Genomic DNA, 14,511 nt, shown 5'->3' with positions numbered 1-14,511 from the left:
GACTGCTTGTTGATCGTGCTCACCGGAATTGACGGTTCAGGAAAAACGACGGCGGCACGCGCCCTTGTTGGTGCCGCCCGCAACGCGGGGAAAGGCGCCCTGTTTCTCGGAAATTATGCGGGCCGCCGGCAGATGTCCCTCCTCAGTGCCAGACTCGGCGTTCACCTGCCGTCGCGGCTGGCGGACTTCCTGGAAACGGCCGTCCGGACCTTCAATGTCCTGAATTCACACCGCCGCGCCAAACGATTTCCCGGCCTGGTGGTCATGGATCGGGACCTGCATTGCCAGCTTGCGCTGCGCCAAATGCACGGACTTCCCCGGGGTCACGTGCTTCCTTACCTCATCCGTGCGCTCCCCCAGCCCGACCTCCTGATCTACCTCGACGTTGACCCCCGCGAGGCGCACGCACGGGTCCTCGCGCGAGGCACCGACTCCGAGCGGCTCGAAGACCTCGAGTCCTTGCGCAAGGCCTACCACTCACTCCCGGAATTCCCAGGGTTTACCAGCATCGCTGCCGACGGACAGCCGGCCGAAGTGCTCGCCCGGCTGCAAGCCGCCATCACCAACGCCTGCGGAGGGCAGGCCGGGGAGCACTTCCCCGCCTGCCCCGCCCCCGCCTGACTTCGCACGGGCTGGGGACCGCCGGACCGGCACCTACCGCGCGAGGTATTCCTCGTGCTGCCGGTGCGCTTCCGCCACCAGCGCCCGAATCTTGTCGATGTCCTTGGCCTTGTTGCGGTACTTCAAATCCATGGCCAGAATCTGGGACTCTTCCTCGGTCAGCATCCGATAAATCCGCTCGCGTTCGGAGGCGTCAGCGGTGTATTCCAGGTCAAGGTAGTTGACGGCGTGCCGGCGCGCGTTGTTGATGGACGTCTGGGCTTTGCCGGCCTTGCTCAGCAGCGACGCGACGACGGTCAGGACGAGCACCCCAACGATGACACTCAGGGACAGGCCAGTGCTGATCTCGATCACGGGCACCGGCTGGCCGTCGTTGATGAACGGCAGGTTGTTCTCATGCAGGGCGTGGAGCACCAGTTTGACGCCGATAAAGGCAAGAATCACCGCCAGGCCGTAGGCGAGGTAGATGAGGCGGTCCAGGAGGCCGTCGATCAGGAAGTACAGCTGGCGCAGGCCCATCAGGGAAAACGCGGTGGCGGTGAAGACGATGAACACGTTCTGGGTCAGCCCGAAGATCGCCGGGATCGAGTCCAGGGCAAAGAGAATGTCGGTTCCCCCGATTGCCACCATCACCAGCAGCATCGGTGTCAGCGCCCTCTTGCCATCGTGAATGGTAAAGAGCTTGTCTCCGTCGTAGTGCTCCGTGGTGTGGAACAGCTTCCTGGCAATACGGATCAGGAAATTATCGGCCTGGTCGTCGCCGTGGGCGTCCGGCCGGAGCAGGTTGCCCGCGGTGATCAGCAAAATCAGGCCAAAGATGTAGAACACCCACGCGAAGGAATTGATCAGCGCGGCCCCGAGGAAGATGAACCCGGTGCGGGCGATCAGCGAGAAGACGATGCCGAAAAGCAGCACCTTCTGCTGGTCTTCGCGGGGCACCCGGAAACTCGCGATGATGATCAGGAAGACAAACAGGTTGTCGACGGAGAGGGCCTTCTCGGTGATGTAGCCGGCGAAGTATTCCGACCCCATGTCGGTGCCGCCGAAAATCCACACGAGGACACCAAAGAGGACCGCCAGTCCCACATAGAGGGCCGACCACGCGGCCGCCTCCTTGAGCGTGGGCACATGGGCCTTGCGGATGTGGAAGAAGTAGTCGAAAGCCAGCAAGGCCAGAATGACGGCAATGGTGATTGCCCAGATAAGGGGAGAAACGGTCATGTCGCTCAACTTCCGTGAGGGATCCGGCCCCGGCGGCCGGTTCGGTACGGTAAATCACATGGTCTGAGGAATTTATGCGCTGGTGGCATCCTGCACCTCGCCGACGAGTTCCTCAATGATGTCCTCGAGGAACAGCACGCCTGTTGTGGTGCCGTGGGCGTCGAATACCCGGGCAACGTGGGCTCCCGTGCGGCGCATCACGGCCAGGGCGTCTTCGAGTTCGCTGCCACTGAACGCCGACGCCAGCTTCCGGATCCGTTTGGCGGGGACCGCTTCGCTGAACGCGGCCGGCGTCGTGAGGTCCATAACGTCCTTGAGGTGCAGGTAGCCGGTGGGGGCGCCGTCGTCGTCCGTGAGGATGTAGCGGGAGTAGCCGTGCGCCGCGACGGCCCGCTGAATGTCAGCCGGGGTGGCGGACGACGGCAGCAGCACCATCGACTCGATCGGCACTTCCACGTCGGCGACGGTCTTGGCCGTGAACTCGAAGGCCGCGGTCAGGGTCCCGCTGGTGTCCGTCAGCATCCCGTCCCGGGTGGACTGCTCCACGATGTTCGCCACCTCGTCCAGCGTATAGGCGCTGGTGGCTTCATCCTTGGGTTCAACTTTGAAGAGCCGCAGAATTGAATTGGCGATGCCGTTCAAGGTCCAGATGACCGGCTTGAAGACACGGGCCACCAGCACCAGCGGCGGGGCCAGAAGCAACGCAGCCCGGGTCGGAACGGAGAAGGAGATGTTCTTCGGCACCATTTCGCCAAACACCACGTGCAGGAACGTCACCAGCAGCAGGGCGACGACGAAGGCGACGATGCCGATGGTCTCAGCCGACAGGGAAGTCAGGCCCAGCGGGATTTCCAGCAGGTGGTGGATCGCCGGTTCCGAGACGTTCAGGATGACCAGGGAACACACCGTGATGCCAAGCTGGCTGGTCGCCAGCATCAGCGTGGCATGCTCCATCGCCCAAAGGGTGGTCTTGGCGGCCTTGCTTCCGGCTTCGGCCTTCGGCTCGATCTGCGAACGCCGGGCGGAAATAACGGCGAATTCAGCGCCGACGAAGAAGGCATTGACGACCAGCAGGACGACGAGCCAGATGATGCCTGGCAGATATTCACTCATGGGTCAGCTCCTGCGTCAGATTGTCGATGATCCGGTCATGGGCGCTCTGCGGGGGTTCCGCGGATTCATCCGGGGTATACCGGAGCCGCTCGACGTGGGTACCCACCACACGTTCCACCCGGAGCGTCCCGCCGTCGATGGCCACCTGGTCGCCGAGTTCAGGGATCCGGTCCAGCCGGTCCGTGACGAAGCCGGCCATCGTGTCGTACTCCTCGCCGTCCGGGACGGTGATGCCGGTCCGGTCCAGGAGTTCGTCGGGCCGGAGGGACGCATCGAAAGTCAGCGAACGGCCCGTCCGCACGACGCCGGTGCGTGCACGATCGTGTTCGTCTTCCAGCTCCCCGACAATCTCCTCCACCAGGTCCTCGAGGGTGACGATGCCGGCCGTGCCGCCATGCTCGTCCGAGACGATCGCCACCTGCAGGCCCTGCCGGCGCAGGAGTGCCAGGAGGGTGTCGACCCCCATCGACTCAGGCACCCGCAGCGGCTCGATCATAAGGTCGGACGCGGACACTCCCGATCGATTGTCGAGGGCCACCGCGAAGGCCTGTTTGACGTGCAGCACACCGAGGACCTCGTCCCGGTCCCGGCCGATCACCGGGAAGCGCGAATATCCGGTGGCTGTTGCCAGGCTGACGATCTGCTCGGCTGTGTCACCGGCGCCGATCGTCGCCATCCGCACGCGCGGGGTCATCACGTCGGCGGCACTGTGGTCGGAGAACCGCAGGGTCCGGTGCAACAGGGCCGCGTGGTCCAGGTCAAGGACGCCTTCCAGCGCGGAGCGGCGGACCAGGGAACTCAATTCCTCGGCACTGCGCGCGCCTGACAGCTCTTCCTTGGGTTCAATGCCGAATGACCTGATGATCGAATTGGCCGTGTTGTTGAACAGGAGAATCACGGGCTTGAAGACCGTGGTGAACAGCGTCTGGAAGGGAACCACCACTTTGGCCGTGGCCAACGGAAGCGCCAGGGCGAAGTTCTTGGGCACCAGTTCGCCAATCACCATGGAGAAAATCGTGGCCAGGAAGATGCCCACGACGGCCCCCACCCCGGGGACAACCGCTTCGGGGAGACCGGCGCTGGTCAACGGTCCGCTGAGCAGTTTGCTGATGGCCGGCTCAAAGGTGTACCCGGTGAGCAGTGTCGTCAAGGTGATGCCCAGTTGCGCTCCGGAGAGGTGCGTCGACGTGATCTTGAGGGCCTTGATAGTGGGCGTCAGCCGCTTCTCGCCGCGCGCCTGACGGGCTTCAAGGTCGTTGCGGTCCAGGTTGACGAGGGCGAATTCGGAGGCAACGAACATTCCCGTGCCGACCGTCAGGACGAGTCCAACGCCAATCATGATCCATTCATACATTCGGGCGCCCCTCTCCCGCGGTGGCCGGAATACCGGTCAGAAGGTTGAGGGGCGAGGGCATATGTGAGGGAGGGTCATCCATAGTGCGAACCAGTCTATCCGCCCTGGCCGTGACGCCGCGGAGCAATAAGCTGCAGGCGAACCATCCTCCGGCCATCCTGACGGGCAACGCCTTCACGCAATTCGCACAGCATTTTCACAGGCACGCGCTATTGAAGATACAGCCGGATCCACAAGAATGGTCGAAACTGATAGCGGTATTCGCGGATTCAATGGTGGCCGCGGCTTGCCGTACGTCAGTGGCGGGCGTCTTGGCTGTCCGAGCTGAAACCGACTACTGATGGGTTTCCGAGCATGTTGACTCTGCGAAAGCACGTACTTCCTTCAGTCCTGGCCGTGTTGGTCCTGTCCGCGACCGCCTGTACTTCCGAGTCCGCGGCCGGCTCCCGGCCAAACTTCCTGCCCGAAGAAGTGACCAGCAGCCCCGGCCGCGGCGCGACATCCACCGACCCCGGCATTGCTGCTCCACGGTTGGGGCCCGCGAGTGCGGTCGACGCACGAACGGTGCTGGAGGCCTTCAAGGGCCGGGGCATGGTGGAGCACATGGAGGCGCTGCAGCGTGTCGCTGATGAGAATGACGGCAACCGCGCCTCGGGGACCTCGGGATATGAGGACTCGGCGCGGTACGTGGAGGAGCAGTTGCGCGCGGCCGGGTACACCCCGGTTCGGCAGGAGTTTACCCACCGGCCCGATGGCGAGCGGGTGAAGACCTTCAACATTCTCGCCGATACGGAGGGAAGTGCCGAGAACATCATTGTGGTGGGCGCCCATTTGGACTCCGTGGAGAATGGTCCGGGTATCAACGACAACGCCAGCGGCGTCGCTGCAGTGCTGGAAACAGCCCGGTGGATGAAGGAGACCGGGATCTCGCCCGCGAACCGGGTCAGGTTCGCGTTCTGGGGCGCCGAAGAGGATGATCTCGATGGTTCGCGGCATTACGTTGACGAGCTGAGCGCGGCCGAGGTCCGCCGGACGGCGGTCTACCTGAATGTGGACATGGCAGCCTCACCCAACGGCGTGAGGTCCATTCACGACGGTGACGGGTCGGATTTTGAGGAGGCCGGGCCGAAGGGCTCCCAGGAGATCGAGGACGTCTTGTTCCGGTTCTTCGAAGGCAATTCGCTGCCGGCGGAAACCACGCCCTTTGACGGCGGGTCCGATTACGAACCGTTCCTGCGGGCAGGTATTCCCGGCGGCGGGCTGTTCACCGGCGACGTGGAATCCAAGACCAAAGCCCAGATGCAGGCCTACGGCGGTGTGGCCGGCAAGAACCTCGATTCCTGCTATCACAAGGCCTGCGACACCATCAGCAACACCAACGCGGACTTGCTGAAGGAAATGTCCGCGGCCCTGGCCTATGCCACCGCCACCTACGCCATGGCCCCGCGGGGTTGACCTCCGGGTCCCTGGATAACGGTGGGCGGCCAGCCCTGCACATTACGAAAAGCAGCCGCTCCGCTGGATCATTTGCCGCCAAAGCATGGTCGCACCCCGGGCCGAGCAGGTAGAACTGAGTCATGACTACCTCACCCCTGGTGCTCGGCCCGATGATGCGGTACGTGAATGAGACCTCGGCGAGCGTCTGGGTGGAGACCCGGTCAGCTGCCCGGGTCTCCCTCCGCGCGGGCGGACGGGAGTGGGCAGCCCGAACCTTCGCGGTTCATGGCCACCACTACGCGCTGGTTGAACTGGACGGGCTGGAGCCCGGAACGGTCACACCGTATGCCCTCGACATCAACGGAAGCCAGGTCTGGCCCGATCCCTCATCGGAGTTCCCGCCGTCCATGATTGCGACGCTGCAGACCGGCAAGCCGCTGCGGATGGCCTTCGGCTCCTGCCGGACCAGTGTGCCGCACGATAAGACCGGCAACCGGACCCACGGCGTCGACTCACTGCGGGCCTACGCAGTGACGATGGCCGCCGGCGGTGACCTGCCGTGGCCGGATCTGGTGGCTTTCCTCGGCGACCAGGTCTATGCCGACCTGACCAGCGATCAGATGCAGGAGTTCATCCGCGCCCGCCGGGACATCGATGAACCGCCCGGCGAGGAGCTCAAGGACTATGAGGAATACGCCCACCTCTACAATCTGGCCTGGTCTGACCCCGCGAACAGGTGGCTGCTGTCCACCCTCCCCAGCGCCATGATTTTCGACGACCATGACATCCGCGACGACTGGAACACCTCCCTGAGCTGGAAAAAGGAGATGGAGGCAACGTCATGGTGGCATGGGCGGATCGTCGCGGGGCTGGCCTCCTACTGGGTGTACCAGCATCTGGGGAACCTGTCGCCGCAGGAGCGGGCCGGGGACGCCGTTTGGCAGCTGATCGCCGGGCACGCGGGCGAGGATGAGATCGACGTGAGCGCCGAGCTGGACAGTTTCGCGGACCGGGCAGATAAGGACCCGGGGTCCTACCGGTGGAGCTACTGCCGCGATTTCGGGGACACGCGGCTGATTGTGGTGGATTCCCGGGCGGCCCGGGACCTGACGCCGGATGACCGCGCACTGGTGGACAAGGCGGAAATGGCCTGGCTCGACGGACGGATGCGCGGCGGTTTCCGCCACCTGCTGGTAGCGACGTCGCTGCCTTTCCTGCTGCCGATGGGGCTGCATTACGTCGAGTCCTGGAATGAGGCAATTTCCCAAGGTGCGTGGGGGAAACCTGCCGCCCGGGTGGGTGAAAAGCTGCGCCAGGCGGTGGACCTTGAACACTGGGGCGCTTTCCAGAACAGTTTCCGGGAAGTGGCGGCCATGGTGACCGAGGTCGCCGACGGCAAACGCGGCCCGGCACCGGAAACCATCGCGTTCCTCTCCGGAGACGTCCACTACTCCTACGTTTCGGAGGTGGAGCGCTCCTCCGGCAGCCGGATCGTGCAGGCCGTCTGCTCCCCCATCCGCAACCCGCTGCCCCGGCTGATGAGGTCCTTCGCGGCCGTCATGTCCTACGGTCTGGCCACCCCGGTAGGCGCCCTGGTAGCGCGCTCGGCAAAGGTCCCTGACCCGCCCTTTCACTGGTCTGGTACCAAGGGCCCCTGGTTCGACAACAACCTGGCCTGCCTGGAAGCAGCACCGGAGGGGCTGAAGCTATGGTGGCAGACCGGCGTCGTGGATGGCGGTGACCAGCTGCATCCCCGGCTGAAACTCGTCTCCTCCGTCACGCTGGCACCCCGGCGGGCAGGAGGGCCCGCCGGGTGAGCCCGGCCTCATTACGCCCGTCCGCGGAATAGCAGGAGCCTTCGAAGACTTGTTCCCATTGGACGGCCATGGGGCCGCCGCCAGAAAAGGATTCTTCGTGCCAACTGCTTTTGTGCCCTTCACCCTGCTCGCCACCGCCAGGGAAGGCCACCAGCGTGCCTTCCCAACGGATATCGAGCGGCTGGTATCCGACCACCACGCACCACTGTCCACCGTCAAGGCCACGTCGACGATGGCGTGCCTGCGGGGCGCCATCGCGAAAGACGAACACACCGCCACCGAGGCGAGCCTCGCCACATTCCTGGCGGACCGCCTGGCCACCAACGGCATTCACCTGGACATCACGGTGCGCCTGGAGGATTAGCCCTGCCGGATCTGGTTTGGTGACGGCAGCGGCCCGTGTCTGAGTGCGGACGGTTCGTACCGTTCCAGGGCAGTGCCGCCGGCGACAATCTTCCTCAGTTCCGCGAGGCCTCCTGAGAGATCGCCCGCGGCACGGGCCTGGACCAGCACATTGCCAAGGGCGGTCGCTTCAACCGGGCCCGCGATGACGGGACGGCCGGTGGCATCGGCCGTGAGCTGGCACAGGAGCCTGTTTTGCGAGCCACCGCCCACGATGTGCACCACCTCCACGGCCACGTCCGCGAGGCGTTCGGCGTTGGCGACTGTCCGGGCGTAGCCTGCAGCGAGGCTGTCCAGGATGCAACGGGTGATCGCAGCGGGGTTGTCGGTGAGGACGGCTCCGGTGATGCGTGAAGCGGTCCGGATCCTTTCGGGCATATTGTCCGGGGCGATGAAGCACGGATCGTTGGCGTTGATTTGGGGCCCGCCTGGCGGCAGGGCGGCGGCGGCAGCCAGCAGCTGGCTCAACTCCGGCGCGTAGCCCCCGCCGGCCCAGCTGCGCTGGCATTCGCTGAGAAGCCAGAGTCCGCCGACGTTGCGGAGGTACCTGATGGTGCCGTCCACGCCGCGTTCGTTGGTGAAGTTCGCCTGCCGGCTGGCCTCGGTGAGCACGGGGCGCTTCAGCTCGACCCCTACCAGTGACCAGGTCCCGGAGGAGATATAGGCGAAGTTCCCGGCCCGGGCCGGGACGGCGGCGACGGCGGAGGCGGTGTCGTGCGAGCCGACGGCGACTACCTTCGTGGCCGGGTCCAGTCCGGTCCGGGCGGCGATGCCGGGCAACAGGGTGCCGACTGTTTCGCCGGGCTGGACCAGCGGAGGGAACAGGTCCTGGGGCAGCTCCAGTGCGGTCAGGAACTCCGTGGCCCACTCCCCCGCCACGGCATCGAAAAGTCCCGTGGTGGAGGCATTGGTGGCCTCGGTGCGGCGCTGGCCGGTGAGGAGGAACGCGATCAGGTCCGGAATGAGCAGGGCCTGGAGTCCGGCCAGGTCAGCTTCGCTGGCGAGCCGGTAGAGCGTGTTGAATTCCAGGAACTGCAAGCCGGTGGTGGCGTAGAGCCGCACCGGGTCCAGTTTCTGATGGACGGACGCCACGGCACCGCGGCTCCGGCCATCCCGGTAGCTGAAGGGCTGCGCGACCAGCTCGCCGGCGGTGTTCACCCTCCCAGCGGCTTGACCTTGGTGCGCAGGAAATGGTCCGGACACGAGGTGCCCAGCGCACCGAGGCGCGGATGTTCGGTCCCTTCCAGGAAGTCCAGGACGGCGGCATCATCGCTGTAGTGTCCGATCACAGGCTTGTCACTGGAGGCCAGCCCGCGGATCACCGGGGCCAGGGCTGCAGCCTTTGCACGCCGCCCAGCCTCCGGCAGGGCGCCGTAGCCCGGCAGTTTCGGTCCGAAGGGCTCGGGCCGGCTGTGTTCCGCGATGTATTTCTCGGCCTGTTCAATGATCCACAGTGAGTTCGTTTCGGCTTCCTCACTGGTGGCGCCCCACGCGGTGGTGCCGTGTCCGCCCAGGATGGTGCCGACGGCCTGCGGGTTGGCGTCCTTGATCGCGGCGATGTCCAGGCCGAGTTGGAAACCGGGACGGCGCCACGGCACCCAGGCCATCTTGTCGCCGAAGATCCGGGCGGTCAGCGCCTCGCCGTCGGCAGCCGTGGCGATCGCGATTCCAGCGTCCGGGTGGAGGTGGTCCACGTGGGCTGCGTCCACCAGGCCGTGCATGGCGGTGTCAATCGAGGGGGCAGCGCCGCCCTTGCCATGCAGGCAGTAATCGAACGCGGCCACCATTTCGTCTTCGCGTTCGACGCCGGGGTAGACGTCTTTCAGGGCCTGCAGCCGGTCCAGGCGCAGGACCGCGAGCCCGGATTCGGCCAGCGTACCCAGGTCACCGCCGGAGCCCTTGACCCACAGGAGCTGCACGTCTTCGCCGGTGACAGGGTCCTTTCCGGTGCCCTTGGCGGAGGTGTTGCCGATATCGAGTTCGCCGCGGCCGCCGTGGTCCCCCTGTCGTCCATCCGGCAGCCCAGCTCCCTGATAGGTTCAACCGCCCTGGAGTTGTTGCTCCGGGAGGCCAACCCGGAGTCCGGGTTTGTGCCACGCCAGGTCGTCTTTCCCCCCCGAACTGGTGGTCCGGGCGTCCACCCTGGCCTGACGGCACGGGGTGGCATCGACAGATCCGCCGCGGGCGTCACGGACAAATGCACAGCTACCGGTACTGGAGCGGCGCCGCGGGGTCGGGAGCGATGGTGTCCGCCAAACCCGTGCGGCCGTCATCTGCGGCCCTGTCGGGTGCCGGCCCTTCGGTCGCCGGCTTTTCCAGGGGAAGCTCGCGGGGCGGTTCGGTGCCGCCAGGGCCAGGGCTGCCCGGTGCGGGGAAAGCCGCGGTGTCCGCTGCGATTGCGTCGCAGACGCTGTCGACCTCCTGCCAGAATCTGGCGTCAACCCAGTAGCCAGTATGGCTAAGGATCCGAGGCAGCGGCTGGGCGAACACGAATTTGTCCGTCGGCGGGTCGACCAGGCGGACGTCCGTCGCGCTGGACGCGGGCCAGTCATCCGTGGCGACCGGTCCGCCGATGTAATCGGTCTCGTAGTAGACGTTGCGCCAACGGACCGCACCAATGCCGCCGTGGCCCCGGGCGAAATTCTGCAGGAGTCCGTCGCTGACCAGGGCGGGAAACGCCCAGCGATACAGCTTCGCCAGCGGGGAACCGAGGGTCACCAGGCCGACGGTCCTCTCCTCGTGGCGGGCGGACTGGCGGGCCAGCGCGGCGGCAGCCACCATGCTGCCCTGCGAATGCGCGGTGAGCACCACCCGTCCCTGGTTGTCATGCAACCGCCAGATCCGGCGTGTCAGCTCGGGCACCGCCCGCTCGGTGTACGAAGGCGGGGCGAACGGGTGGAAGGACCGCGGAAAAAACGTCCCGACGTCGAACGGCGACAGCAGGATCTTGCGCCATTTCTCCTGCCGGAACGCGAGCCGGAGGACCACACCGTACACAATGGGCAGCGAGGCGCTGATCCACGTGGCCACTCCGATGTTCAGGAAGGGTGGATCCTGATCAAGTACAAAAACCTGGGTGGCAAAGAGCGCCGCACCCAACAGAGCCGCGCCGGCGACCGCAATCATCAGGTATGCCGCCAGGGTGGGGGCGTACTCGCCGAGCAGGCGCATCCTCGCCACCTTGCGGACCCAGGGGCTGGGGCTCGTTCCGTCACCTGCCCGTAGGGTTGAGGACCGGCCCCGGCTGAACGGCGCCGGATCAAAGGCCGACACCGTCCAGGCGTCCCCGCGTTTCCGGGACGTCCTGCCGGCCGGTGCGGAAGCTTCCAGGGGCGGACCGGCCTGCACTGCCTCCGCTGCGTCGTAGTCGCGCTGGAGTTCGACCACGAGACGCACCGCCCGCTGCCGTGATGTGACGGACAGCCACACGCCGGCGGCCGCCGCGAAAAGTGCCAGCACGCCGATAAGGCCCAGGGCCAGAAGGGAAGCAATCGACGCCACCGCCTTCGGCACCCACAGCACCGGGCCCGCGTAATTGCCCGCAGCGGGTCCCGCGCCGCTGGGCCCGAGCCCGTATTCGACCGTCCCGAGCCCGGCGGCGATAAGCATCATCAACGACAACAGGACCGCGTTGGCCACTATGAGTGCCACGACATTCAGGACCAGGGGCGCCGCCCACGGGAACACACTGACGGAGCCGCGCGCCATGGCCGTCAAACGCTCCATCCGCCCGGGCCCGCGCTCCTCGACCGTCAGGGCGTTCCGCCACCGGATGATCCACGCCACCACCAGCTGAATCATCAAGGGGACCAGCAGCACGAGCGTGAGCGTCCAGCCAGCAGCGACAGACGAACCGATGCCCGGCAGGACGCCGGCCGGTTGGGTGACGGTCTCCGGCCCACCGCCGGCCGCGTTGAGTTCCAGAGGCAGCGTCAGGGCACCGGCGACCGAGGCCAGCAGGGCGCCGATTGCGGCATAGAGCGTTCCCCGGGCGAGCTGCTCGTGCGCCTCGTCCGATACGAGCATCACCATGACAGCAGCGATCACGACGGCGGAGGCCACGCTGGCTGCCCGGGCAGCCACGAAGGCGCCCGTGTCCGTGAGGTCCGCACGTCCGCCAAGTTCTGACACACACCAGCCCAGCGTCCCCGCCGCCACCGCCAGGCCGGCCGCCAGGTGCAGTTCGGAGAGGTGCTGGTGCCACCGGCGCCCCGACCAGAAGTCAGCGCTGCGCAACCCGCCCGACTGCGCCGCGGAACAGCGGCCGTAGGGTACCGGCCTGGCCGTTCCCGGCGCGGGCGGTTCAACGCCTTCGTAGCTGGTGCGCGAACGGGAAGCCAGTGCGTAGAAGAGCACCGCGACGGTTACCGGCGCGATGTTGCCCGCCGCCAGCCGGAAGCCGGGGCGGTCGTACGGCGCCACGAAGTCCAGGAACAGGGCACCCCACAGCCGGGAGCGGCACTGCTGCTGGCCCAGGCATTGGTAGGCGAAGGTATCGAGGCTCGGCATGGTGACCATAATCGCGGTGCTCAGGGTCAGCGCGAGGGCGGCGAGGCGCGCAAACCACCGGAACGTCTTCGTCGTCGGCTCTGCGGTTGCCTCCTCATCGGCGGACATCACCCGGCGCCGGACCATCCACCCGGCCATGTTGGCAAGCATCGACGGCAGCAACGGTGTCCACAGCACCCGCAGCGGCGAGTGCGAGGTCAGGCCACCCCACGAGTAAGCCTCACGGTGACGGCCGCGGGCATCGCTTGTCCGGTAGAACCCGGCGATCCGATCCCCCGCGACCCTCGTCGGCCGCAGATCGCCCAGAAGATCCTCCGGCGGTGTGCCGCCCACGCCGTGCACACGGATCTCCGTCAGACCGTCGAGGTTAACGACGCCGGGAACGAGTCCGGCCGAGTCCTTGATGTCGCTCATAGCGCCCCACGCCTGCCGTCAGCCGAAAACCGGGTCCAGCCGCAGCGGCGGCATCGGCAACTCAGGCCGGCGGCGCCCATCCGGGTGAGCATGTATGGGCTGCCTGGCAAAATCCGCCACGATGACCTCCTGCCTCAGCGGGACGGTGCAGGGCTGAACTCGATATTGGACCTTGCAGCCGCAGATTGCAATGGCTGGGCGCGGGACCGCCGGGGGCCGCGCCAGCTCAGGCGGCGGCCGGGTGGTGGTCGGTGCCGCGCATGCGGACGGCCACCAGGAGACCTGACAGGGCCGTGAGTCCTGCTACGACGCCGACGGCGGCCGGAATGCCGTACGCGTCGGCGATGAGGCCGGAGAGCAGGGCGCCGACAGCGAATCCGCCGTCGCGCCAGAGCCGGTAGATGCCGACGGAGCGCGCCCGCCACTCCGGGTGCGCGACGTCGCCGATGGCGGCGAGCAGGGTCGGGTAGACCATCGCCGTGCCGAGACCAAGGAGGACGGCGGCGGCCAGCCAGATCCCGAAGTCCTGGCCGACGGCGACCATTGCCAGGGCGGCGGCCTGGAGCAGCATACCGCCCACGATCAGCCACTTCCGGCCGTATTTGTCCGACAGTGCGCCGGTGACGAGTTGGGCGGCACCCCAGACGGCGGGATAGACGGCGGCCAGGATGCCGATCTTTTCGATGGTCAGTCCGGCCGCAGCGAACAGGACGGGGAAGAGTCCCCAGGCAAGGCCGTCGTTGAGGTTGTTGACCATGCCGGCCTGGCTGACCGAGGACAGTGACTTGTCCCGGAAGCTGGTGAGGGTAAAAATTTCCCGGTTGCTCAGTTCGCCGTGGGCCGCGCCGTGGGCCGACGTATGGTTGGCTGCTTCAAGCTTCGCGTGGCCCCGGGTTTCCTTCACGGCGAAGACCGAGAGGCCGAGACCGAGTGCGATGTAGGCGGCGCCCAGCAGGAACGGTCCGGGCCGCAGACCGTAGGTGGCGGCGATGTAGCCGGTGGCCAGGGCGGTGCCGGCGACCCCGAGGTACCCGGCCGCTTCGTTCAGGCCCATGGCGAGGCCCCGTTTGGACGGGCCGACGAGGTCCATTTTCATGATGACGGTGGTGGACCATGTGAGGCCCTGGCTGATGCCCAGGATGACGTTGGCCGCTACGATCCAGCCCCAGCTCGGTCCGAAGATCAGCATCAGCGGGACAGGCAGGGCGATGACCCAGCCGACGATCAGGACCGGTTTGCGGCCGTAGCGGTCTGAGAGGGTGCCGGCGAAGTAGTTGGTGGCGGCCTTGGCGAGGCCGAAGGCGAGGATGTAGGTCAGCGCGGACGTGTAGAGGTCGAGGTGGAAGACCTGACCGGCGAGCAGCGGGAGGACCGTGCGTTCCTGGCCCAGGGTGCCGCCGACGAGCGCGTTGACGGCGACGAGGAGCATGAACTGCGCCAGGTTCTGCCGCAGCCCCAGCGTGATGCCAGTGCGACGATGCCCCTGCTGCAGCGAGTTGGTGTTGCCGGAGTTCATGGTGCTCCACGTGGTTGGGACGAAGTGTGGCGGGGGGCCCGGGGGTGAGGGGCGCCGCCCGGGGGGGGGGGGGGGGTGGGGGGGGGGTGTTTGGGGGGGGGGGGTTG

General features: G+C 66.5%; 9 protein-coding genes and 2 pseudogenes. 4 read left to right on the top strand and 7 right to left on the bottom strand.

All coding sequences use genetic code 11. From position 1 onward, the window contains the following. Positions 1-6 precede the first annotated feature (6 nt). Positions 7-621, top strand: a complete 615-nt coding sequence (locus tag ABIB29_RS04085; protein ID WP_354170333.1) for an AAA family ATPase — start codon at positions 7-9, stop codon at positions 619-621. 33 nt (positions 622-654) lie between these two features. Here the strand turns inward: ABIB29_RS04085 and ABIB29_RS04080 are convergent, their stop codons facing one another. From ABIB29_RS04080 to ABIB29_RS04070, 3 genes are all read right to left on the bottom strand, one after another. Continuing rightward, a complete protein-coding gene (locus ABIB29_RS04080; protein WP_354170331.1) occupies positions 655-1,842 on the bottom strand; it encodes a TerC family protein in 1,188 nt (395 codons plus the stop codon). 72 nt (positions 1,843-1,914) lie between these two features. Next, a complete protein-coding gene (locus ABIB29_RS04075; protein ID WP_354170329.1) occupies positions 1,915-2,955 on the bottom strand; it encodes a hemolysin family protein in 1,041 nt (346 codons plus the stop codon). Next, positions 2,948-4,309, bottom strand: coding sequence for a hemolysin family protein (locus ABIB29_RS04070; protein ID WP_354170327.1), 1,362 nt, complete (start codon positions 4,307-4,309; stop codon positions 2,948-2,950). The genes ABIB29_RS04075 and ABIB29_RS04070 overlap by 8 nt, the downstream gene beginning before the upstream one ends. 354 nt (positions 4,310-4,663) lie before the next feature. On the opposite strand from ABIB29_RS04070, the gene ABIB29_RS04065 reads away from it, so the two are divergent. The 3 genes from ABIB29_RS04065 to ABIB29_RS04055 all read left to right on the top strand — a co-directional run bounded on the left by ABIB29_RS04065 (position 4,664) and on the right by ABIB29_RS04055 (position 7,927). Continuing rightward, positions 4,664-5,764 carry a M20/M25/M40 family metallo-hydrolase gene (locus ABIB29_RS04065; RefSeq protein ID WP_354170325.1) on the top strand — a complete coding sequence of 367 codons (1,101 nt, stop codon included), beginning with the start codon at positions 4,664-4,666 and terminating at the stop codon, positions 5,762-5,764. Between the two features lie 122 nt (positions 5,765-5,886). Continuing rightward, a complete protein-coding gene (locus ABIB29_RS04060) occupies positions 5,887-7,563 on the top strand; it encodes an alkaline phosphatase D family protein (RefSeq protein ID WP_354170323.1) in 1,677 nt (558 codons plus the stop codon). A gap of 97 nt (positions 7,564-7,660) precedes the next feature. Further along, complete coding sequence (locus ABIB29_RS04055) at positions 7,661-7,927, top strand: hypothetical protein (protein WP_354170321.1); 267 nt, start codon at positions 7,661-7,663, stop codon at positions 7,925-7,927. Here the strand turns inward: ABIB29_RS04055 and ABIB29_RS04050 are convergent. From ABIB29_RS04050 to ABIB29_RS04035, 4 genes and pseudogenes are all read right to left on the bottom strand, one after another. Next, positions 7,924-9,129: pseudogene (locus ABIB29_RS04050) on the bottom strand (rhamnulokinase); the annotation flags it as partial. The gene ABIB29_RS04055 and the pseudogene ABIB29_RS04050 overlap by 4 nt on opposite strands. Then, a pseudogene (locus tag ABIB29_RS04045) lies at positions 9,129-9,935 on the bottom strand (class II aldolase/adducin family protein); the annotation flags it as partial. The pseudogenes ABIB29_RS04050 and ABIB29_RS04045, both read right to left, overlap by 1 nt. Before the next feature lie 235 nt (positions 9,936-10,170). After that, the gene (locus ABIB29_RS04040) at positions 10,171-12,888 is read right to left on the bottom strand and encodes a hypothetical protein (protein ID WP_354170320.1); all 2,718 of its coding nucleotides are present in this window, start codon (positions 12,886-12,888) and stop codon (positions 10,171-10,173) included. 226 nt (positions 12,889-13,114) lie between these two features. Beyond that, a complete protein-coding gene (locus ABIB29_RS04035) occupies positions 13,115-14,404 on the bottom strand; it encodes an MFS transporter (RefSeq protein ID WP_502915544.1) in 1,290 nt (429 codons plus the stop codon). Positions 14,405-14,511 lie beyond the last annotated feature (107 nt).

This window comes from Arthrobacter sp. UYEF36, assembly GCF_040547025.1.
Taxonomy (GTDB): domain Bacteria; phylum Actinomycetota; class Actinomycetes; order Actinomycetales; family Micrococcaceae; genus Arthrobacter.
This window is presented reverse-complemented; position numbering and strand designations above follow the sequence as displayed.

Bases quoted from the DNA above. Each gene is read 5' to 3' on its own strand.
- ABIB29_RS04080 (WP_354170331.1), bottom strand. From the start codon at position 1,842: ATGACCGTTTCTCCCCTTATCTGGGCAATCACCATTGCCGTCATTCTG.
- ABIB29_RS04040 (WP_354170320.1), bottom strand. From the start codon at position 12,888: ATGAGCGACATCAAGGACTCGGCCGGACTCGTTCCCGGCGTCGTTAAC.
- ABIB29_RS04065 (WP_354170325.1), top strand. From the start codon at position 4,664: ATGTTGACTCTGCGAAAGCACGTACTTCCTTCAGTCCTGGCCGTGTTG.
- ABIB29_RS04060 (WP_354170323.1), top strand. From the start codon at position 5,887: ATGACTACCTCACCCCTGGTGCTCGGCCCGATGATGCGGTACGTGAAT.
- ABIB29_RS04035 (WP_502915544.1), bottom strand. From the start codon at position 14,404: ATGAACTCCGGCAACACCAACTCGCTGCAGCAGGGGCATCGTCGCACT.
- ABIB29_RS04075 (WP_354170329.1), bottom strand. From the start codon at position 2,955: ATGAGTGAATATCTGCCAGGCATCATCTGGCTCGTCGTCCTGCTGGTC.
- ABIB29_RS04070 (WP_354170327.1), bottom strand. From the start codon at position 4,309: ATGTATGAATGGATCATGATTGGCGTTGGACTCGTCCTGACGGTCGGC.